The organism is Bartonella sp. LB28NMGDW, assembly GCF_042194435.1.
GTDB lineage: Bacteria > Pseudomonadota > Alphaproteobacteria > Rhizobiales > Rhizobiaceae > Bartonella > Bartonella grahamii.
The window spans coordinates 1-22,225 of sequence record NZ_JBHIMX010000014.1 but is presented as its reverse complement, the minus strand read 5'-3'; the positions used below and the strand labels follow the sequence as shown (position 1 = coordinate 22,225).

14 protein-coding genes, 1 pseudogene and 1 riboswitch are annotated in these 22,225 nt (G+C 37.9%); of the genes and pseudogenes, 7 read left to right on the top strand and 8 right to left on the bottom strand.

Going from position 1 to position 22,225, the window contains the following annotated elements; translation table 11 throughout:
* The first annotated feature begins 274 nt into the window (after positions 1 to 274).
* From ACFIKG_RS07610 to ACFIKG_RS07600, 3 genes are all read left to right on the top strand, one after another.
* Complete coding sequence (locus ACFIKG_RS07610; protein WP_015856750.1) at positions 275 to 667, top strand: Fur family transcriptional regulator; 393 nt, start codon at positions 275 to 277, stop codon at positions 665 to 667.
* A 155-nt stretch (positions 668 to 822) separates the two neighbouring features.
* On the top strand, positions 823 to 1,917 hold the full coding sequence (locus ACFIKG_RS07605) for an HlyD family secretion protein (protein ID WP_375626789.1): 1,095 nt from the start codon (positions 823 to 825) through the stop codon (positions 1,915 to 1,917).
* 22 nt (positions 1,918 to 1,939) lie between these two features.
* The gene (locus ACFIKG_RS07600) at positions 1,940 to 3,511 is read left to right on the top strand and encodes a DHA2 family efflux MFS transporter permease subunit (protein ID WP_375626788.1); all 1,572 of its coding nucleotides are present in this window, start codon (positions 1,940 to 1,942) and stop codon (positions 3,509 to 3,511) included.
* A gap of 949 nt (positions 3,512 to 4,460) precedes the next feature.
* On the opposite strand, the gene ACFIKG_RS07595 is transcribed toward ACFIKG_RS07600, so the two are convergent.
* The 3 genes from ACFIKG_RS07595 to ACFIKG_RS07585 form a co-directional block, all read right to left on the bottom strand.
* Entirely contained in the window at positions 4,461 to 5,045 is a 585-nt protein-coding gene (locus tag ACFIKG_RS07595) for a GNAT family N-acetyltransferase (protein WP_375626786.1), read from the bottom strand.
* 75 nt (positions 5,046 to 5,120) lie between these two features.
* Positions 5,121 to 6,254 carry a type III PLP-dependent enzyme gene (locus ACFIKG_RS07590; protein WP_375626784.1) on the bottom strand — a complete coding sequence of 378 codons (1,134 nt, stop codon included), beginning with the start codon at positions 6,252 to 6,254 and terminating at the stop codon, positions 5,121 to 5,123.
* Positions 6,255 to 7,958: 1,704 nt separating this feature from the next.
* Positions 7,959 to 8,876, bottom strand: a complete 918-nt coding sequence (locus tag ACFIKG_RS07585; protein WP_375627443.1) for a rhodanese-related sulfurtransferase — start codon at positions 8,874 to 8,876, stop codon at positions 7,959 to 7,961.
* A gap of 115 nt (positions 8,877 to 8,991) precedes the next feature.
* Between ACFIKG_RS07585 and eda the strand changes: the two genes are divergently transcribed.
* Positions 8,992 to 9,657, top strand: a complete 666-nt coding sequence (eda, locus tag ACFIKG_RS07580) for a bifunctional 4-hydroxy-2-oxoglutarate aldolase/2-dehydro-3-deoxy-phosphogluconate aldolase (RefSeq protein ID WP_375652020.1) — start codon at positions 8,992 to 8,994, stop codon at positions 9,655 to 9,657.
* On the opposite strand, the pseudogene ACFIKG_RS07575 reads toward eda, so the two are convergent.
* Positions 9,636 to 10,078: pseudogene (locus tag ACFIKG_RS07575) on the bottom strand (ferredoxin--NADP reductase); the annotation flags it as partial. The gene eda and the pseudogene ACFIKG_RS07575 overlap by 22 nt on opposite strands.
* 24 nt (positions 10,079 to 10,102) lie before the next feature.
* On the bottom strand, positions 10,103 to 10,930 hold the full coding sequence (locus tag ACFIKG_RS07570) for a ferredoxin--NADP reductase (protein WP_375652019.1): 828 nt from the start codon (positions 10,928 to 10,930) through the stop codon (positions 10,103 to 10,105).
* A gap of 1,102 nt (positions 10,931 to 12,032) precedes the next feature.
* On the opposite strand from ACFIKG_RS07570, the gene alr reads away from it, so the two are divergent.
* On the top strand, positions 12,033 to 13,148 hold the full coding sequence (alr, locus tag ACFIKG_RS07565) for an alanine racemase (protein WP_375652018.1): 1,116 nt from the start codon (positions 12,033 to 12,035) through the stop codon (positions 13,146 to 13,148).
* Between the two features lie 1,422 nt (positions 13,149 to 14,570).
* Here the strand turns inward: alr and gcvP are convergent.
* The 3 genes from gcvP to gcvT are packed head-to-tail and all read right to left on the bottom strand — an operon-like array spanning position 14,571 to position 18,859.
* On the bottom strand, positions 14,571 to 17,366 hold the full coding sequence (gene gcvP, locus ACFIKG_RS07560) for an aminomethyl-transferring glycine dehydrogenase (protein WP_375652021.1): 2,796 nt from the start codon (positions 17,364 to 17,366) through the stop codon (positions 14,571 to 14,573).
* Positions 17,367 to 17,371: 5 nt separating this feature from the next.
* Positions 17,372 to 17,740 (bottom strand): glycine cleavage system protein GcvH, encoded by a 369-nt coding sequence (gene gcvH, locus ACFIKG_RS07555; protein ID WP_273723568.1) that lies wholly within the window; start codon positions 17,738 to 17,740, stop codon positions 17,372 to 17,374.
* Between the two features lie 6 nt (positions 17,741 to 17,746).
* Complete coding sequence (gene gcvT, locus ACFIKG_RS07550) at positions 17,747 to 18,859, bottom strand: glycine cleavage system aminomethyltransferase GcvT (protein WP_375627441.1); 1,113 nt, start codon at positions 18,857 to 18,859, stop codon at positions 17,747 to 17,749.
* A 136-nt stretch (positions 18,860 to 18,995) separates the two neighbouring features.
* Positions 18,996 to 19,093, bottom strand: a riboswitch (glycine riboswitch).
* A gap of 445 nt (positions 19,094 to 19,538) precedes the next feature.
* On the opposite strand from gcvT, the gene ACFIKG_RS07545 reads away from it, so the two are divergent.
* Together ACFIKG_RS07545 and ACFIKG_RS07540 are read left to right on the top strand one after the other, a co-directional pair.
* On the top strand, positions 19,539 to 20,201 hold the full coding sequence (locus ACFIKG_RS07545) for an LON peptidase substrate-binding domain-containing protein (RefSeq protein WP_015856762.1): 663 nt from the start codon (positions 19,539 to 19,541) through the stop codon (positions 20,199 to 20,201).
* Between the two features lie 13 nt (positions 20,202 to 20,214).
* Positions 20,215 to 20,421 carry a Trm112 family protein gene (locus ACFIKG_RS07540; protein ID WP_375652017.1) on the top strand — a complete coding sequence of 69 codons (207 nt, stop codon included), beginning with the start codon at positions 20,215 to 20,217 and terminating at the stop codon, positions 20,419 to 20,421.
* The last annotated feature ends 1,804 nt before the right edge of the window (positions 20,422 to 22,225 follow it).

The window sequence follows — 22,225 nt, the reverse complement described above, 5'->3', positions numbered from 1 at the left end:
TATCATTTTTTACTTTTTTTAAAATAAAATAACATAAACATCTGGTTGTATTTCAATACATTACACTAAAATAAAAAGCGTATAAAAGTTCCTTACTAGATAACAGCGGCTTTCAGATTATAATACCCCTCCCCTCACAACGATTGCAACTTTTCTTACATATCACAATGATGTCATGTAAAAGGCTAAAGATAGAGTACATATTCTATAATCACCATTGCATAAACCTCTTACACGCTTTATGCTTTGCCATGAGAGCAAAAGGAAGATGTCAATGTCATCTAAACTGACGCGTAACCAAACATTGGTTTTAAACACTTTAAAAAATGCAAAAGGGCCTTTAAGTGCTTATGCGATTCTCAATCACTTACGCGAAGAAGGCTTTCGTGCACCTCTCCAAGTTTATCGTGCGTTAGAAAAACTCGTACAGTTAAAGTGTATTCATCGTCTTGAAAGTGTAAATGCCTTTATGGTCTGTTTACACCCTGAAAACTGTCAACATGAACTTACAACGTTTATAATTTGCGAAAACTGTGGTACAGTCAATGAAATACAAAATCAAACGATTGTATCGAGTTTAAAACAGATGGTTCAAGCTGTTGACTTCCAAGCCCACAAAAGCACCCTAGAAGTACGAGGTCTTTGTAAAAAATGCGTAACAAAATAAGACCTTGAACTTGCAAGTTCATATTTTTAGCATTATGTTTCGGAAATTATCTTATTGTTTGAAAAGCTCTTATCGTCCTTGCATGTATATCACCCTAGTCTATAGCGATAGGTTTATTATACTCAGTGGAACATAAATATTGAAAGTATAAAATCATGTCCGTAGCTGAGACAATTTTTTCGACCAAAAATTTCAATAAAACGCAACAAAAGAAAGCAATCAAGGCTCTTCTTATTATCTTTGCACTTTTTGTTATTTGGTTTAGCTATAAGTGGGTAACGCAATGGCGTTATATACTCGCTACTGAAGATGCCTATGTGCAAGGAGATATAGCAGCTATTGCGACTAAATTAAATGGATATATTGAAAAAATTGCCATTAAAGCCAACCAAGTTGTAAAAAAGGACGATGTTTTATTTTACCTAGACAATGGTGATTATCAAATAGCCTTGGATCAAACAGAAGCGCATCTTAACACACAGAAAAAAACACTTCTACGCATTGATGCACAAATCACAGCCGCTCGTAGTGCTTTAGATGATGCAAAAGCACAAAAAGCCGCTGCTTCAGCCATAGCAACCAATGCACAACTCAGCTTAAAACGTGTAACAGAACTGAAAAAAAATCGTTATGCTCCTCAATCCGATGTTGATGATGCCAAATCAGCTTATGAACAAGCCATTGCGAATGTTAACAGAGCGGATGCACAAATAGCTGCAGCACGTGCAAATATCCGAGTGCTAGAAGCGCAACGAAGTGAAATAGAAAGCCAAACAAAGAGTTTAGAACTCTCGCGTGAAAAAGCACAACGTGATCTTGATTCGACCATTATACGAGCGCCATTTGATGGAGTTATAGGAAATTTAACAGCAAAAACGGGAGATTTTGTTGTAAATGGCCAACGTCTTGCGGCGTTAGTCCCCATACATGCACTTTATATTGAAGCAAACTATAAAGAAACACAGTTGCAAAATATTCACCCAGGACAAAAGGCTTATATTGCTATTGATGCCTTCAAAAAGGAGTTTTTTACAGGAAAAGTGCTTTCTATTTCGCCCGCAACAGGCGCTGTTTTTTCTCTTTTGCCTCCACAAAATGCTACTGGTAACTTTACAAAGATTGTCCAGCGCATTCCCGTACGTATTTCTATTCCAGAAGAAGTCTTAAAAAACGGACATATCCGAGCAGGAATGAGTGTTTCAGTGAAAGTTGACACACGTACAAAGCCACAAGATAAAAGTCTCTTATAACAAAAAAGTAGAAGATCTTACGATGACATCTTCCATACCAGAGCCCATACAGTCTCAAGAAAGCATTGGATTGCACAAAATTGTAGTTTTTATTGCTATGTCTTTTGGCATGTTTATGGCAATCTTAGATATCCAAATCGTTTCCTCTTCTTTAGCTGAAATTCAAGCGGGGCTTGCAGCAAGCTCTGAAGAAATTTCATGGGTTCAAACCTCCTACCTTATCGCTGAAGTCATCATGTTGCCGCTTTCTGGATTTTTAGGACGATTGCTTTCAACACGTGTTTTCTTTACCTTATCAGCTATCGGTTTTACGATTACTTCTGTTCTTTGTGCAACGGCAACATCTATCGGAGAGATGATTTTATATCGCGCACTACAAGGTTTTATTGGTGGTGGAATTATCCCTAGTGTTTTTGTTGCCTCCTATGTCCTTTTTCCTCCTTCCAAACGTCCCATTGTTACCCCTATCGTCGGACTGGTCGCAACATTAGCCCCCACCATTGGTCCAACCGTGGGAGGTTACATTTGTCATCTCTCATCATGGCATTGGCTCTTTCTCATCAATGTACCCTTCGGGATTATCATATCAATTCTCGCTTGGAAATTAATTGATTTTGATAAAGCTGATCCCTCTTTAATGAAGAAATTTGATTGGTTAGGACTCATTTCTATGGCTACTTTCTTGGGAACTTTAGAGTATGTTCTAGAAGAAGGAGCACGTCATGATTGGCTGAGTGATAGGCTGATTCGGGATTTGTTCATTATTATGATTCTTGCTGCAGCCTTATTCTTCTGGCGTGCTTTTACAGCAAAAGAACCCATTGTAGATCTCTCTACTTTTTCTAATTTTAATTTTTCTGCTGCATCCATTTTTTCCTTTGCACTAGGAATAGGTCTTTATGGACTTACATATCTTTATCCTGTCTATTTAAGCCAAATCCGCCATTATGATGCGCTCATGATTGGAGAAACATTGTTTCTTTCAGGATTCGCCATGTTATTAACTGCTCCGCTTGCTGGATTTCTTTCAGCACGAATGGATGCACGTTTAATGATGGCAATAGGACTTTTGGGTTTTGCAGTAGGCACTTGGATGGCGAGCTCTATCACAGATAACTGGGATTTTTTGCAACTCTTTTGGCCGCAAGTTTTCCGTGGTGCTTCTGTGATGTTGTGTATGGTTCCTATTAATAATATTGCCTTGGGAACACTCCCGCCAGAACGAATGCAAAATGCTTCTGGACTCTTTAATCTCACACGGAATCTAGGTGGTGCTGTAGGGCTTGCCATTATCAGCACTCTCATGACAAAACGCACAGACTTCCATTATGAACGAATAGCTGAAACGCTTAACCACGGAAACAGACAAGCAACAGAAATGCTTTCAAAGCTTACTTTGTTTTTCAAAACAGAAACCTTTGATTCCTATACTCTGGCTCTTTCTCAATTGTTTGGTATGGTACGCATACAAGCAACGATTATGGCTTTTAGTGATATTTTCTTTATCATAACCATTATCTTTGGTACTTTGACAGTTATGACCATTTTTCTTAAAAAAATACCACCTCTCATGGATTCACCACCAAATCACTAAACTTAATTAAAATTGAGAAATATTTTTCATCCTTATGACTTTAGAGCTTCCTATGTACTTTATCTCTTTTCAAGAGACAGTATAAATCAACTTGTGATTCTAAATGATTCTTCTGATAAAAATTCAGTTCAATGCGGGCTCTTTACGCATTTAAAAATAACTTCTCGCATACAAAAATTATCTTAGATGATAATAAATAAAGAGCTTATCTAAAGTGCTCCACACCATAAAGATAAAGCAGCTATTTCTATAAGATTTCTGATTTATCACCATAGAGAAAAAAACGTTAAAACAATATTTGCGCCTGTCATTAAATCTCTCATCTATTTACCCCCCCTTTTTACGCTACTATCTTCATAAAAACTATTCTGTAAGATTCTTTGTCCTTCACTCTTTTGATTCTCACACGAATATTCATAAAAGATTGATGATTCTTGTGATTTTTATTCACACACCTATTTCCCTTATAATGTGTAGGGTAACATTTTTTGATTCTGAATGCGAAATTTTACATGAGAAAATCATTTTGTATGAGATACTCTCATGCCAATTGCAACTATTCCCTTTTACATAAAAAGCAAAGAGATAAAAACTGTTTAAGAAAAAAGTAAAATATCCAACCGTTTTGATGCAAGATCTACCAACGATATTGAAAACTGGAAAACTGCATGATGATACCGGCTTTAAAAGAATACAAGACCACTCAAAAATCCAGTTCCTTTAATATTATAAAATAGGACGCTATTCCCCAAAAATGAGCTTTAAATATATTCCTAGTCACTTAACTGAAATTATCAAAAATAAGAAATCAGCCACATAAAGAAAAAGTCATATAATAAAATCGCAATACAACTCCCCAAAAACTTTGTACCGCTAAATGCTTTGGCACTCGCCAAAACAGTATGCTCTCCTCAATGCCAGCTGTTAAAAAACAAAATAAACACTATCCTCAAGCCACTTTATGATGCTGAAAACCATTTGAAACTTCTCGTTCTCCACTAGGAACTAAAGTGCCATAACACCCAGAAAGATAATGTGGTATCAGTTCCAACGCTTGAAAGCGATGCTTTTCATAAGGACCAGGCATTGCCAAATTTTCTGTTAAACTATTTGAAAAGCCAAAACGTTGATAAAATTCAAAATCCCCTACCAGCAAAATGGCGCCATATCCTAATTTTTTTGCTGTTTCAATTACATGGCGGACTAAGATTGATCCTATTCCCATACCAGCACATTCAGATGCAACAGCCAAGGGGCCCAAAAGTAAAGCATGTTGTGTTTTATTTTTTCCTTTAGAAAAAGAAACATGCCAAAGACGGACACTTCCCACAAGCTCTCCAAGCGCATTTTTAACCACAAAAGAAAGCCCTTGAGCAGCTAACCGCCCACGACGTAAAGCCTCTGATGATTTACGTTTACGTCCATACCCCATCGTTGAATCAAGCAAAATTTCTCGATAAGGCTTATCGGCTTCTTGCTCCAATGAAAGTGTAAAACATGCCCCATCTTTTGTTTGAAAATTCATCATGTTCATCTCTATAACCGCCCTCTTATAGCGCCATGACGAGCATAGCAAAAAATCCAAAAAACCTATAGTTAAAAGGAAATGTCAGATCACATATGATCGTAAAGGCTCAAAACCATTAAAAGCAACCGATGCATAAGTTGTTGTGTAAGCCCCCGTTCCATGAATCAATATTTCATCTCCTATCGTTAGGGATAGAGGAAGCGGATAAGGTGTTTTTTCATAAAGAACATCTGCGGAATCGCATGTTGGTCCAGCCAAAATACAAGGCTCCATAACCTTATCATCATGAGGTGTCTCAATAGGATAACGAATGGCTTCATCCATAGTCTCAGCAAGACCATTAAATTTTCCAATATCAAGATAAACCCATCGTACATTATCGTTATCAGCTTTTTTGGATATTAGAACAACTTCTGTACGAATAACACCAGCATTGCCAACCATCGCACGCCCAGGCTCAATAATCGTCTCAGGAATACGATTACCAAAATGCTTTTTCAATGAATCAAAAACTGCTGTACCATAAGCTTGTTCTGTAGGGACATCTTTCAAATAACGCGTTGGAAAACCGCCCCCCATATTCACCAACCTCAGCGAAATACCTTCTTGTTCCAAACGCTTAAAAACTGTAGCAGCATCCGATAAAGCACGATCCCACGCACTCAAATCAACCTGCTGAGACCCAACATGAAAAGAAACACCATAGGCTTGTAAACCTAATTGGTGTGCCCGTCTTAGAACATCAACCGCCATATCTGGAACACAACCGAATTTGCGTGACAATGGCCACTCTGCACCTTTTCCATCAGTAAGAACACGGCAAAAAACACGTGCTCCTGGAGCAACACGCGCAATTTTTTCTACTTCTTCAACACAATCAACGGCATAAAGTGAAACTCCCAATGCATATGCTCGTGCAATATCACGCTCTTTTTTAATCGTATTCCCAAAAGAAATACGCTCTGACGTTGCTCCTGCTTTTAAAGCCATTTCAATTTCTGCAACAGACGCCGCATCAAAAGAAGATCCTAAAGAACTCAGCAAACGCAAGATTTCAGGAGCTGGATTGGCCTTTATTGCGTAAAAAATACGAGACTGAGGCAGAGCTTTTTCAAAATTTAAATAGTTGTCACGAACAACATCAAGGTCAACAATTAAGCATGGACCTTCAGAACGATGTGTTGCAAGAAAATCGCGAATACGTTGCGTTGCCATCTGCAATTCTCCTTGAGGGAAAACTCCCCCACTCTATGCTTGGACAGCCAAAGCTGCCAAAAGCTAAAGGACAAAAAACACACAACAACCATCCCCATTCTGATTACAAAAAACCAGAAATTAGCATTGCATGCAGCGAAAGAACAGCGCGAAACCGCGTTATTCTATTTTATCTGCCTTTTTGATTGGAGTTGAGAAAACCACTTCCGCACTGAAGGCAATGAGGTGTGCCTCTATAGTTATCCCAGCATTTAAAAGCTGGAAGACACCAGAAAGGCCCGCACCGTCGTTGCTTCAAGATGTCCTCATTCTTGCAATTGGCTGTAAGAATGACTGGAGCGGTTAGTTCCAGGTACCGTACCGGTTAATCTCACCATTTGAGAACCAGCGGACACCCACAGGCACGTGCGACTTTGGGCAAGGAGTCCTATAAAACGAATTCTTGCTCATTTCAATCATTTTTTTAATTTTAAACATTTTTTAATTCTTAAAGATAAAATGATGCGAAAAAACAACACTCTCCTCCACCAGACAAAGCTATCCATCCGCTTTCATGAGATCACACCCCTTACATCATCCGTGCAACATAAATCACTGTCTTGCTTTTAAAGCCCCTCGTTTCTTTGCCCTATTCTATCTCCTAATATCTGCAGCAGAAAATAACGCAAAATAAATTACTCAACACATTAATTTATAATGATAATTTATTATTTTGCCCTTAAACAAAAATCTCAACATAAAATTCTCTTATTTCACCCCTCTTACAATGAATCAATGAAAATCATTCTTTTGCACATCACAAATAAAAAACAATTGAAAAAAGGAGTACCTCTTATACATCCTCTCAAATGCAAGGATAAGCAAAATTGAAAACTGGGGATAGTAACACGACTGAAGCACCATCATCTTTAAAGATAATGATGCCCTTCTCCAACAAATACCATTATCTTTCTTATTTAAATCCTAAAAAAACATCCCTGCTTCCACATCCATTTTACAGCATCACTTAAGCAAAATATCATGAAGAATTCCCCGTATAATATAACTTGTATGATATAGATCAACTACATCTCACCCTCTTTATACTTATGAAATTAAAAACAAACGCCCCCATTCTATCTGCCAACTCCCAATATGGCAAAAACTCCTATATTGAAATGTTTCATAACACCTTCTCTAAAATGATTTTTGTCCACACGTTGCTTCCATTTGCAACGTACAAGTGAATGAGTTTTACGCGATCATTCTCATCTAATCTGGAAGCAATAAAGTTCACAATATTTAACTCTTTTATTCAAATCAAAATAAATTATCATTATAAATTAATGTATTATATTAAATTCTGGAATCATAAATTCCTATTATCATTTTATTTTTCCCACCTAGCATCTGCTTTTTCATCTCCTCTTATTAATCACATCTTATTCATACGCTTTTCTCTTAAGCTATAAATCTCCCTCCCCTGCACTGTTGGTGAAGAGAGTTTCTATTTTAAAATGAAAAGTATTTAAAAACTCAATCCTATAAAATGTCAGGAGAGAAAACGATCTATAATGATTATTTATAAATCAAATAATTTAACATAAACAAAAAGACCGAATAATATCCGGTCTTATAAAATATTTTTTTACCAATATAAAAAACGCTTCTCTCTTAAATTTAAGAGAAAAATGCTAAAATTTACAGCGCTACACTGCGCTATCCTTACGTCCCTTGATGAGAATCAATTGCACGCAACTTCAACAATTGAAACTGCCTATGGCGCTCACGAAAACGCTCTCTATCGGCTTCACTACGCGTGTTATAACAAGCATCACAGGAAACACCTTCCTCATAATGAGGCGATAATTTGCTTTCAGCATTGATAGGAGAACGACATGCGCGACATAATTCGCGTCCACATTCTTCAAGACCATGTTGAACAGAAACACGCTCATCAAAAACAAAACACTCACCCCACCATAAACTTTCCTCTTTTGGAATTTTTTCTAAATATTTTAGAATACCTCCTTTTAAATGGTACACCTGATCATAACCAAGCTCACGAACATAAGCTGTTGATTTTTCACACCGAATACCGCCTGTACAAAACATAGCAATTTTCTTTTTCTTCTTTAAATCAGCTTCGTGCTTGAGAACCCATTCAGGAAATTCGCGAAATGTTTTAATCTGCGGATCAATGGCTCCTTGAAAACTTCCAATCGCATATTCATAATCATTACGCGTATCGATCAAAATTGTCTCTTCATCTTGAATAAGAGCATTCCAATCTTCAGGATCCACATAAGTACCCACAACTTTTAGTGGATCAACCCCTTCAACCCCCATTGTCACAATCTCTTTTTTCAACCGCACTTTCATGCGATGAAAAGGCATTTTTGATGCCCATGAATATTTAATCTCCGGCTTTTGAAACGCTGGCTCAGCGGTAATAAAATCCACCAACGCCTCAATCGCAGCACAAGAACCAGCAACCGTTCCATTAATTCCCTCTTGTGCTAAAAGCAAAGTGCCTTTGATATCCTTTGCTTGACATAAATCCTGCAAAGGTTTTTGTAATTGATGATAATGCTTCAAATCTGCAAAGCAATAAAGTGCAGCAACTTTAAAATTCTTTTCCATGTGTTTTGCCATAACGCGCGTTTCATTCAATTTCAAGATTTATTCATGTACTCTTTAACATATTGTGCTTAATCAAACGATACAAATAATATCATCTCCAAGAAGAAAAAATATCATGTGCCAAAAAAGAGAAAAGCTTTTATTATATCTCCAAGGACAAACTGTTATACCTGTTTTGCTCATTGACAATCTACAAAGTGCTGTACCCTTAACACGCGCTCTTGTCAAAGGTGGATTAAAAACAATTGAGATCACCTTGCGAACACCAAATGCCCTCAAAGCAATTCAGAAAATTACACAAGAAGTCCCTGAAGCAATTGTTGGAGCCGGCACAATTCTCAACACAACACATTACGAAAAAGCCGAACAAGCTGGAGCCAAGTTTATTGTAAGCCCCGGATTATCCAATGAATTAATCAATTGTGCAAAAAATAGTGAAATTCCCCTTCTTCCCGCTGCAATGACCCCAAGTGAACTCATGCAAGCATTAAACAAAGGCTATTCATATCTTAAATTTTTCCCAGCTGAAGCCGCTGGAGGTATTTCCTTCATCGAAGCTTTAGCATCTCCCTTCTCTGATATCCGGTTTTGCCCAACAGGCGGTATTACACAAAAAAGTGCAACACAATGGCTCCAACTGCCTAACGTCTTCTGCGTTGGTGGTTCTTGGATAGCGCCCCAACAACTTATTGCAATAAGTGATTGGGATTCGATTACTGCATTAGCATATACTGCATCACAACTTCCCTCTCCCTTGAAAAAAGCTCTTTCTACAATATAATGTAAAGTGCAAGAACATCAGCCCCTTCAACAAAATCAAAGCTTTCAAACATCCTTGCACAATCTTTTAACATTGCCATAGAACCACAAATCATCACCCGATCTTCAGCGAGATGAAATTTGGGGAGTGCTATTGTTTCAAAGCCGCTTGTTTCAAACAAACACCCGCTCTCCATAACAGTCGTAATACGCCCCATCGGCTTAGAAAGTTCGCACATGGTCATAAAATAAAATTTCAACTGTTGTGCATATGCTCCAATGAGAGGATCTTGTTGCAAAGAGGAAAAAAGATCTTTTGCATAAATTAACTCATTCTGCTCACGCATTATTTAAATAAGGACAACTTCTGAAAATTTTTCATAAGTGTCAGGATCACGAATAAGGCTTGCAAAAGGAGCACCCCCCGTCCCAGTTGAAAGAAGCTAAAGCATCAACTTTCCCAATCATTACTCCACAAAAGCGCGCTCTACAACATAAGTAGCAGGAGCATTATTGGCCCCTTCAACAAGACCAAAACTTTCACACATCCTTGCACAATCTTTTAACATTGCCATGGAACCACAAATCATCACCCGATCTTCATCAGGATGAATTTTAGGAAGGCCCGTTGTTTCAAAAAAGCACCCGCTCTCCATAACAGTCGTAATACGCCCCATATGTTCAGAAGGTTCACGAGTAGTCATAGGATAAAATTTCAACTGTTGTGCATATCCCCCAATGAGAGGATCGTGTTGCAAAGAGGAAACAAGATCTTTTGCATAAACTAACTCACTCTGCTCACGCGTTGTTTGAATAAGGACAACTTCTGAAAATTTTTCATAAGTTTCAGGATCACGAATAAGACTTGCAAAAGGAGCAACCCCCGTCCCAGTTGAAAGAAGATAAAGACGTTTTCCAGGAATAAGAGCATCAAGAACCAGTGTTCCTGTAGATTTTTTACGCATGAGAACTGTATCACCAATTTTAATTTTTTGGAGATGCTCGGTTAAAGGCCCCCCTGGAACTTTTATCGAAAAAAACTCAAGCTGTTCGTCCCAAAAGGGACTTGCAATCGAATAAGCGCGATAAACCGGCTTTTCTGCATTTGGCAAACCGATCATAACAAACTCACCCGAACGAAAACGAAAACTGTCCGGACGATTCAAACGGAATTTAAATAACCGATCTGTATAGTGACAAACCTCTTGGACGGTAAGGGCGAACACATTCTCAGGAATCGAAAAATTTGCAACGCTGCTGATGTTTGACGGAACATTGGTAGCAGACGTATTCATACTCTTCCCCATATCTTTATTGAACGTTAAATTTTGAATCCTTGACGTGATATAGTACTTGCATAACCATCTGCCAACAATTTTCTTAAAACAAAAATCTCAAGATTAACACTTTATTAAACGAATGAGGAAAATGCGGATACAAATCCCATTCAAAGAAAAACAAAAACTTTGAGTATTAAACAGTCATGGGGCTCTTTTCCCTTTAACACATAATGCATATTTTTCCATTGTAACGCTATAACACTCTCTCGCTTAACAAAACTTATGACCCAAAACCTTTAAATAAGAGAGATAAATTTTTGTTGATTGAACGATAACCGCACGAATCTTCAACAAGATTTCCGGTATTACATCTATTCTTTTCCTTACTGACCTTTTTACACTGCTCTTTCGATAAATATCCATAAATAAAAGAGTCTAACGCGCACTATAAAGCGATAAAATTGATTTCACTAAAAACCAATCAAACAATAGAAAGTAAATATTGGATACCCAATCCATCTTGAAAACCAACAACATCCAAATCAACGGGCTTTCTAAATCAACAGTTTTTAATGTATCAGAAAGTGTTTACACACTGTTTTCCATTTAACAAAAATAACTTTAAGTGCATGAGACGACATCCAAAATTGCACAGATAAGTGATCTTTCCCCCATGATAGAAAACTTGTAATGCATTGATTTAGAGTGGTTAATTTAATCATTTTACCTTCTCTGAATAAGCAGCCCATGCAATGTTTAATCCAAACAATCGCACCAGCAACAACAGCCTAATATTGCACTCTTCAAAATGATACAATACAATAAACTATGTTTTATTTTTTTATATGCCTCAACTAGGAAAAATAAGTAAAAAACAAAAGTCTATGTTTTACAAATTATTAGAAGATACCGTGTTGCTAATAACACAAATAAAACTAAAATATCTCTTATATCCAGAGTACCATTTTACATAAAAAACGACTTTAATGGTGTGTAATTCAGTATAAGCTCCTTATGATTTTGACCATGGAAAATAGTGTCTTTCCCTATATCGTAAAGAACCTCAATGAAATAACCAAAAAACTCCGTATTTCACGAACACAGATAAGCTTTTAAAATGAAAAAATCCGTTAATGATGAAATCAATACATCACTCTATGTAGCTGTAGCAACCATCGATGTCAGTGCCATTGTTGCCAATTATATCACTTTAGCCAAACGTGTAGCTCCAACACAATGTTCAGCAGTTGTAAAGGCAAACGCCTATGGATTAGGAGCTCACAAAATTGCTCCTGCCCTTTATCAAGCTGGTTGTCGCACTTTTTTTGTCGCCCAAATCATAGAAGCACTCCAATTAAAAAGCATTTTACCATCAAATGTCACGATTGCTCTTCTGAATGGACTTCCACACTTAGCAGAAGAATTTGTCGCACAATCTGGTATTGTTCCTGTTCTAAACTCTTGGAATGCCATTGAAAATTGGCAAAAAATTTGTCAAAAAAAAGATAAAAAATTTCCAGCAATTGTTCAAATCGATACCCATATGAACCGATTAGGACTGGATCAAAAAGAATTACAAAAACTCATCAAACACCCTACAATTTTCGAAAAAGCAGAAATAAAATATATTCTCAGTCACCTCGCGAATGGAGAAGACAAAACACATTCATCCAATTATACACAATTGGCTACTTTAAAAACCATCCTTGCGCAATTGCCTGCTTGCAAAGTTTCCTTTGCTAATTCTGGAGGTATCTTTCTAGGATCAGATTTTTATTTTGATCTTGTTCGTCCAGGCATTGCACTTTACGGAGTTGATCCGCGAGGGAAATACCCATCACCTCTGAAACCTGTTTTAAAACTTGAAGCCCAAGTTATTCAAAACCGCGTTGTTGATGCAGGAGAACCTGTTGGTTATGGAGAAAGCTTTATAACCAACAGACCAAGCACTCTTGCAACCATTTCTATAGGCTACGCAGACGGCTGGCTCCGTGCTCTTTCGAATAAAGGAACAGTTTATTTCAACGGGCACAAACTTCCCATGGTTGGGCGGGTTTCTATGGATTCCATTATTGTAGATACGACCGATCTTGATCAAAAACCTCAAACAGGTGACTGGGTAGAACTCATTGGACCCCATCAAACACTTGAAAAAGTATCTACAGATGCCGGTACCCTTCCCAATGAAATTCTAACATCTCTTGGCTCCCGCTATAAATACATTTACACATAAAAACTCTTTTAAAAAATAAATTGATAAAAATCATCATTTTAGAAAATTGAGGAGCTTTTACGAAAGATTTTAAACAATCAATCACATAAAAGACACCGCACATTCACAGAAATCTCAAAATAGACAAATTGATGAACTGTTTTATGGAAGTAGCTTTCACTCAAAATACAAAAACTTAGCCTTTTCTCCATAAATTGACAAAAAAGAATCTATTGCAAAGTTTTTAAAATTAATTGCCCAATTAAACCAAAATATTAATTCTCTAGATATCAAACAAAACATCCAGTCTTGTAAGTTTCTCTTATTTTCAGCTTTGTTCATAGTGAAGCAATCAAAATCATTCGCTTGCATACCACAAACTGGACTATGTGTAGATAAAAATGATTTAAGAAAAGAATACCTCTTATGAACCATCTCAAGTGCCAATAGCTATAACATTAAGCGGCTGAAAAAGTGTATGATAGTGCCAACTTCTTCCTTCATAGAGCCTAAAGATTGGGAGCTCTCAATAGATTTATCGTTGTATCATTCACGAGCGCCGTCGCGAAATGGGATTGGGAGCGAAATGTCTCTTTAAAACAAACACGTGAATTAACAACCAAAGCATATTCTTTTTGGAGTGTTCTGTTTTACATAAAGGTTGGGCACCCATTAAAAAACATTGCTTTAGATGCTTCTGATAGCCGTAAAGCTGAAAGGGAGATGACAAACTGAGGATTGAGTTTCACCTTTACGGCTTTATATTTCTCTGAAATTGGATGTGGATTTACAGACAACAGCTAAAACACACGGGCTCTTAGGAAAACAACATCGTAAAGTCACAAACTGACTTACAATTGATTGGAAAGATGTGCCGGCTTTTTATAAGATACTCTGTAAAAAACAACCATAATACATTTGGTTTTGCATTTACTCATTCTGACAGGTGTTCTTACATATTTTTGCGTCATAGTTATAAAAAGCAGATTAAAGAGAAATATTTAGGCAATTCTTGACTTAAGAAGATGCAACAATAGAGTTTCGCGGGGCTTTATCATCAAAAGCACTAAAATTGATTTTATTCTTTCTGCAACCGGTCGTAGTCACCTTAGTGAGAGTAATATGTCACAACACATGCAACAGACTGGACCCTATCCCCGTAGGTTTCACTCTCGTTTACGTGAATTAGCTGGCTAGACCAATGCATCTAGTCACTAAAACCATGTCATACGATAGAAGGCAAAGAAGAGCATGCCTATTGCCTACAAAACACAGTTTTTTTGTCAACTTTTTCGATTTTTCTCATGTTATAAAAAACTATGCAAAATTCTAGAAAATAGACAAATAACTCTATAATAACATGATCAATAAGTAAAAAACCCACACAAAATGTGTGGGCTTTTTTGTTTATGTAAATAAACAAAGTAAATACATATTTGTTATTTAATAGGTATTTCCCAATGGCGGACACGAACAAATGAGCATTCTGTCTCCAGCAACATTATCAATACGCGATACAGGAGGCCAATATTTACTGGCTGGATCAAGAGAACTGTTGGGAAAAGCAGCTTCTTGTCGCGAATAGGGTCGTTCCCAAGCATCATCTAAAGTATCTGCCACTGTATGAGGAGCATTTACCAATGGATTATTGTCTTTTGGCCAAACCCCACGACCAACTTTCTTTGCTTCTTCAGCAATAGAGAGTAAAGCATCACAGAAACGATCAATTTCTGCTTTTGGTTCTGATTCCGTCGGCTCAATCATCAAAGTTCCCGGAACAGGGAATGACATCGTGGGCGCGTGGAATCCATAATCAATGAGACGTTTTGCAATATCATCAACACTCACCCCATACTGCTCTTTTAACACACGTGTATCCACAATACATTCATGAGCAACACGTCCATGCTTTCCCCGATAAAGAATGGAATAAGCGGGTGAAAGACGTGCAGCAATATAATTGGCATTTAAAATGGCTATTTGTGTTGCATATTTTAAGCCATCAGCCCCCATCATTCGAATATACATCCATGTAATCGCAAGAATAGACGCACTTCCATAAGGAGCTGCCGAAACCGCATGTGTTGTCCCATCCTGTTCATGCCCTGGTAAGAATGGTTTGAGATGCGCTGCAACTCCAATTGGTCCCATACCAGGACCACCACCTCCGTGGGGAATGGCAAATGTTTTATGAAGATTCATATGACAAACATCAGCGCCAATATCTGCAGGACGAGCAAGCCCCACAAGCGCATTGAGATTAGCGCCATCGAAATAGACTTGTCCGCCATTTTCATGAATAATAGAACAAATCTCCTTAATGCTTTCCTCATAAACACCATGTGTTGAAGGATAAGTGATCATGAGAGCAGCCAATTTATCCTTATGCAATTGCGCTTTCATTTTGAGATCGTCTACATCAACATCACCATCGCTTAAACATTTTACCACAACGACTTCCATACCTGCCATATGCGCCGAAGCTGGATTGGTACCATGCGCAGATGCAGGAATAAGACAAACTGTACGTTGATGTTCTCCCCGTGATTGGTAATATCGTCGGATAGCCAAAAGCCCCGCATATTCACCTTGAGCACCAGAATTTGGCTGAAAAGAAACTTGCGCAAATCCTGTAATTTCGCACAACCACGCATTTAACTGATCGATCATCTCCAAATAACCCACTGCATCCTCTTGTGAAACAAAAGGGTGTATATTGGCCATACTAGCCCAACTCACAGGCATCAATTCAGCCGCCGCATTAAGCTTCATTGTACAAGAACCAAGAGGAATCATAGCACGATCCAGCGCCAAATCCTTATCTGCCAAGCGACGCAAAAAGCGCATCATATCTGTCTCTGAATGAACCGCATGAAAAAAAGGCTGGGAAAGAAAAGCAGCATCCCGCCTTTTGCCAAAGAGTCGAGGAGAAACCTGATCGCCTAATTGTGCCCCCAAAAGCTGCGCTAAAGCACAAGCATCTTCTTCTGTTGATAATTCATCAAAATTAATTGCAATAGTGTCATCATCGAGAACACGAATAAGGCGCCCACCTATTTTGGCTTGATGCGCAATCTCTCGCGCTTTTCCCTTCACAACAACGCTTACGCAATCAAAAAAAGATTCTCCTTCACAAAAAACACCTGCAGCCTTTAAACCAGCAACAAAACGGCATGTTAAATGATGAATTCGCTGCGCAATTGCTTGTAAGCCTTTCGGCCCATGCCAAACAGCATAAGCAGTTGCCATATTAGCCAACAACGCCTGAGCTGTACAAATATTTGACGTCGCTTTATCGCGTCGAATATGTTGTTCACGTGTTTGCAAAGCTAAACGAAAACCAACACGCCCTCTCGTATCCACGGATTGACCAACAATACGCCCTGGAATAAGACGCGTTAACGCATCACTCACTGCAAGGTAACCAGCATGTGGACCACCAAATCCCATCGGAACGCCATAACGCTGCATAGAGCCAACAACGATATCTGCCCCCCATTGAGCAGGTGGCTCCATAAGGGTAAGTGCTAAAGGATCAGCCACAACGATAACTAAAGCTCCTTTTTCCTTTGCCTCTTTTATGATCTCACTGTAATCATGAAAAGCACCTTTTGTATCTGGCCAAGATAAAACAATTGCCGCTGTATCAGAAGCAATTTCGCCATTTTGGCTAATCTGAATCCCTTGTGTTTCAGCACGCGTTTGCGCAACACTTAAAGTCTGAGGATGTAAAAGACTCTGAACAGAAATCTTCGTCTTTTTCTCACGGGAAAAGCGAAAAGCGAGGGCATTGGCTTCAGCTAAAGCGGTTGCTTCATCAAGAAGGGAAGCAGCAGCAACAGGCAAACCTGTGAGTTCACTCACCAATGTCTGAAAATAAAACAAAAGTTCTAAACGACCCTGGCTAATTTCTGCTTGATAAGGCGTATAAGCAGTATACCAAGCAGGATTTTCAAACAGATTTCGTAAAATAACCGGAGGCACATAAGTTCCATGATATCCTTGCCCAATAAAACTTTTGTGCACACAATTACGCTCCATCATCTTGGAGAGTTCTTCCAAGGCTTGTACTTCACTAGCAGCCTCTGGAAGATTCAATGAACGTCCCAAATGGATAGAATGTGGAACAGCTTGAGAAATGAGTGTATCAACACAATCAAGCTCTAAAACATCAAGCATTTTTTGTGTTTCATCAGGACGCAGCCCAATATGTCGAGAAGAAAAAGAACGCTCGATCATGACACTCATCCAATCAAAGCCTTATAAGCATCTTTATCCAACAACCCTTCCAGTTGTGTCTCATCCTGCAATGTCATTTTCCATAACCAGCCTTCTGTTTCGGCTTTCTGATTTACCAATTCAGGATTATCAGCCAATGCTTCATTTATTTCGACCACTTCACCATCAAGAGGAGCATAAACATCTGAAGCCGCTTTCACTGATTCCACAACAGCCGCCGCCTCTCCTTTGGAAAGTTTTGTTCCACTTTGTGGTAAATCAACAAAAACCAAATCCCCTAATTGCTCTTGTGCATAATGCGTAACCCCAACAGTCACCACTTTTCCTTCAACGCTAAGCCATTCATGGTCTTGTGTAAAATAAGTTTTAGACATAAAAAATCATCCTTTAAAATAACGTTGTTCAACAAAGGGAAGTGAATGAACTGATAATACAATCTTTTTGCCTCGCAGTTCTGTAAAGACTTGTGTCCCTTCAACTTTACAATCAACAGGAACATAACCCATCGCGACAGGACCATCAAAAGAAGGACCAAAACCACCTGATGTTACAATGCCAATCTCATTACCTTGATCATCAAGAAGCACCGCACCAGCACGAATAGGTTGACGCGTTTGCGGTTTTAATCCAACACGACAACGAGCAGGTCCTTTTTGCAGTGCTTCAAGAAAAGCCTTCGCACCATAAAATTGTGCTTTTTCTCGAACACTTTTAGGAACAGCCCATGTTAGAGCCGCATCAATAGGTGTCGTATCAGGGGTAATATCATTTCCATGCAAACACAGCCCTGCTTCCAACCGCAAGCTATCGCGTGCTGCAAGTCCAATCCACTCAACACGAGAATCACTCAGCAATTTTTCAGCCAACATATGCGCATGCCCTATAGGCAAAGCAATTTCAAAACCATCCTCTCCCGTATAGCCAGAACGCGTTATAAACCAATCTTGTTGTGGTTCGAATCCTTGCATAAAGAACAATTCATTCCCTGGTAAATCAGCATCAGCAAGAACAGCAGCCGCTTCAGGACCTTGAAGAGCAAGCAATACCCTTTCAAGAGCAATCACTTGACATTCAAAATCAACCGCACGCTTTTCCAATTCTACAAAATCAGCCTGTGCATTCCCAGCATTGGCGACCAACATAAAACGGCTCTCTTCCAAACGGGTAATGATAAGATCATCAAGAATACCAGCCTGCTCATTAAGCAAATAATTATACCGTGAATGCCCAATCTTTAAAGCTGCTGCATCAATGGGAAAAGCATAGGACAAAAATTCCACGGCTTGTGCCCCTTCAACGGCAATCAATTTCATATGAGAAATATCAAAAAGACCCGCATGTGCACGCGTATGAAGATGCTCTTTCAAAACGCCAAGAGGATAAGTTAAGGGCATGTTCCACCCCGCAAAAGCGCCAAATTTTGCTCCTGCTTTTTCATGCAGATCATATAAAGGAAGTGTTTTTAAAAAAGATGTTTCTTGTGCTGTGCCCATAATAACTCCAAAGCTGCGCTAACGCCCACAGAATATGGCCGTCTCTGCCCCCTCTGTCATCAACCTGAGAGACTCGCGAAAAGATTTTTCGCTTACACCTTCGGCGCGGGATCTCCCGACTTTCCAGATCTGCCTTCTTCCTTTTACGGTCCTTAAAGCCTGAGAGATTATGGGCTATTTCCCCTTCGGCGGCAATGCGAAAACTCGCAATCTGCACTCTCCCGCAAAAGAATGAAAGAAACAATAACGCTCTTTCCAGCATGTTCTAATCTATAACCTATCTTTATCACACTGTCATTAGTAAAGTGATGAAAATGTTCTCATTTTAAAACTTGCATAAGCTGCTTCAAAAGATTTATAATAGCACCCTTTTGAACCTTACAAAAATTGCAAGGAACACATTTTAGGAAATTTAAGAAAAAAATCAAAAGCTATAAACAAAAATACCTCTTGAAAATCATGCAAAACGTCACACACTAAAAAGATCGCAAAGCAACATTCTTTCGCGCGCAGTCAACCTTAAAGATAGGGTCTCATATTCTTTTTTAGAATTAGGACTTCAAGTATTTTATAAGTATGATTTTAATGCACAAGAAGTGGGTTTTCTGCTTTCTCAATAGTGTCATAAATTGCAACTATTTACAGACTAAAACTACCGAACAAAGGTGACAAAATACTCATGAAAGCTGGTAATATCTCTTACAATTGCGAAAATGATCTCCCAAAGCAAATTGCCCTTTTTCCTTTAGAAGGTGCACTCTTACTACCCGGTGGTTTTTTATCACTCAACATTTTTGAACCAGAATCACTTGAAATGATTGAAAACGTTATGGTAACTGATCGTCTATTGGGCATTATTCAACCACTTTCATCGGATACAGACCGCTTCTCTACACAACTTTATAAAACAGGCTGTATAGGGCGCATTACAAACTACAGTGAAACAGGAAATGGACAACTGTTCATTATCTTACAAGGTGTTTGCCGCTTCACCTTAGAACAAGAATTGACAAACACAAAATCCTATCGAACAGCTCTCATCCAATCAAACATAAAAGACTTGCAAGAATTTGATGTTGAAGAAAGCATTAACCGAGAAAGCTTACTTGACGTTGTAGAAAAATATCTAACCATACATGAAATGGAATATAATTGGAGCAGTATCATAGAAGCCCCTACACCTATATTGGTTAATGCTTTTTCAGCTCTTATCCCCTTTACACCAGCAGAAAAACAAGCTCTCCTTGAAGCTCCAGATATCGAAAGCCGTGCGCAAACTCTTCTTGCATTAACAGAACGCTCACTCATGAAACAAACAGGTACAGATTACCGTTTAAACTAATAAACGTCAAAAAATGAAAAAAATGACCACAGATCCCAAAATGCTCGAATTACTCGTTTGTCCAATAACGAGAGGAACACTCTCTTACAACCGAAAAACACAAGAGCTCATTTCTCTCAAAGCCAAACTTGCCTATCCTATTCGTGATGGCGTCCCCATTATGCTTGCCTCAGAAGCGCGCCCTTTGCAAAACGATGAAAAAGTAGCCTATAAAAAATAAGAAAATTTCCTTCATTTTTTCTGGAGAAAACTGTTATCAATCACTGCTCTATGAAAAGCTCTCTTTTGCTCATGCAATCTTTTTAATATTAGTGCTAATCCATTACACGTCAGCACCAGCATTCTCTTTACCAACTCCCCTCTTTACCAACTTCCAATGTTATACTTACTCTAAAAAGTCTTTTGCTTCTGAATGCGAAAAGAAGCTTCCGTTTTTATACAAAATAAATAGATAAAGTCTTATAGTTACAATTTTAAACATACCCCATAATGATCACCAAGAAATTGTCCTAAATTTCATCAAAATAAAGGGATGCATTGTAACAGTTGCATGTAAACTTTGTAAAAAACAACCAAAACAACTGCTGTCACTCTGGTTGACGATTTAAAGAAATTATCCTATGAATGAACTTGTGTTTTTGATCGTATACGCAGCGATCAATAGGGCCTGGAAGCCCTAAAACCGAGTATAAAATAAACCCGCTTTTTGCGGATATCCCAGAATTTCCGAGGGCTCTTATTATGTCCAAGTGCTTTCAGCACTAAAAGCAAGAGGCTGGCTCGGTTTCAGCACTTCCAGACCCCGGAAACGCTTATTCCATAAAAACATAATAAATTCAGTGTGTTATATGCAATTATTTTATAAGAATCCACTTAAGAATCCACACTTTTATGCATGATCCATTTGACCCTTTTTTATATAAGATTGCCATGTATGAATAGATCCTAAAAATGCAAATATTATAACGCATGTGTGCATTCAGACGAAATGAAAAGCCGATATCACTCATAACAGTTTATAAATTTTATGATACGTTTTTATCACAGCACAAATTACACTGTTAAAAATTTAGTTGTTTGGAATTATCGATAACATACGTTTAAAGATCACATTTTGTTTTAATGATTGGATTGTTAATCCCATGATAAAAACATAAAATTACAGTTCTCAAAATTGAGAAGCGTAAAATCTAAAGATGTTATCGCAACATTAGATTATCCTATAAGAAGGTAATCATTTAAAACTTTTATAAGCTTATAGGTTTAATTTATAAAGATTGCATAAAAGGATTTAAAGACAAGATCGCTTTTAAAAACGCTTTCTAAAAATTTAGAACGATAAGTAAGAAGCATAAATATAGTATCATCACAACAGCTATGCTAATTTTAAAAACGAAACTGTATTCGCTTCCACAAAAAAATGGAAACGAACAATGCAATAGCAGTAAAATACTATCTACTTAGACATGGTACTAGAAAACGTTTTAAAAGTTACCGTTTAAAAGCACAGAGCCAAATATGGACTGAGTGATTTACTCACCCCAAAATTGGGGGCAGCTATTGAGACAAAGATAAGCAAGCAAAATTCAAAAATATTTAACATTATAAGGCATGGGATTTTACTTAATTTTGCTAGCCAAATATAGAGCGATTAATTTGCAAAGAAGTTACATTTGAGTGCAAAATGAAAATACGCTTATGAAAGCTTTTCTAAATGCACGTTTAAACGTTTGAAACTGATGTTTATAACAGTTTTTAAAGCCTTGCGTTTGATAAAATAGGTTGTTTATTGTCTTATGAGAGATGGTTTTGAAAACCAATGCTCGTAAATGTAAAAAACCGTTTTGTTATAAGATATTCACTTAATATGCATTTGCTTTTGATTGGATTGATAAAGCTACCGAGCGTTTTGATTTGTTTGATACGTTTGATAGCCATAACAAGCGTTTTATAGGCTCTCTCATTCAAATGAGTGATTAAAGATCATACGCACATTTACGTTTCTTTTGATAAGTTTTCATATC